Raw genomic sequence first — 878 nt, 5'->3', positions numbered from 1 at the left:
GACGTGTACTGGTGCACCGCCGACATCGGCTGGGTCACCGGACACTCCTACATCGTCTACGGCCCGCTGGCCAACCGCGCCACCCAGGTCGTCTACGAGGGCACCCCCAACTTCCCCGACGAGCACCGGCACTGGCAGATCATCGAAAAGTACGGTGTCACAATCTATTACACCGCACCCACCCTGATCCGCACCTTCATGAAGTGGGGCCGCGACATCCCCGACACCCACGACCTGTCCTCGATCCGCGTGCTCGGCTCGGTCGGCGAACCGATCAACCCCGAAGCGTGGCGCTGGTACCGCGAAGTGATCGGCGCGGGCACCGCACCCATCGTCGACACCTGGTGGCAGACCGAAACCGGCGCCATCATGATCTCCCCGCTGCCCGGTATCACCCCCGCCAAACCCGGCGCCGCCATGGCACCACTGCCCGGCATCTCCGCGAAAGTCGTGGACGAGGAAGGCAATTCGGTCGAAATCAATCGAACCGAAGCCGAATCTTCGGACCGCTCCGCAAGCTCCGCGGTCGTCGGATACCTCGTCCTCGATCAGCCGTGGCCGTCGATGCTGCGCGGCATCTGGGGCGACGACGAGCGCTACAAGGCCACCTACTGGGAACGCTTCGCCGCCCAGGGCTGGTACTTCGCCGGCGACGGCGCCAAGATCGACGCCGACGGCGCCCTGTGGGTCCTCGGCCGCGTCGACGACGTCATGAACGTCTCCGGCCACCGCATCTCCACCGCCGAAGTCGAATCCGCCCTCGTCGGACACCACAGCGTCGCCGAAGCCGCGGTCGTCGGCGCCAGCGACGCCACCACCGGACAGGGCATCGTCGCCTTCGTCATCCTCACCGGCGGCTCGAACAACTCCGGACAGCA

1 protein-coding gene is annotated in these 878 nt (G+C 66.7%); it reads left to right on the top strand.

The genetic code is table 11. The annotated features are described in order from the left end of the window. Positions 1–878 (top strand): AMP-binding protein (locus A5780_RS38770; RefSeq protein WP_156769787.1); only part of this gene is annotated, 878 nt, incomplete at both ends.

It is taken from the genome of Nocardia sp. 852002-20019_SCH5090214, from assembly GCF_001665865.1.
Lineage (GTDB): Bacteria > Actinomycetota > Actinomycetes > Mycobacteriales > Mycobacteriaceae > Nocardia > Nocardia nova.
This window is presented reverse-complemented; position numbering and strand designations above follow the sequence as displayed.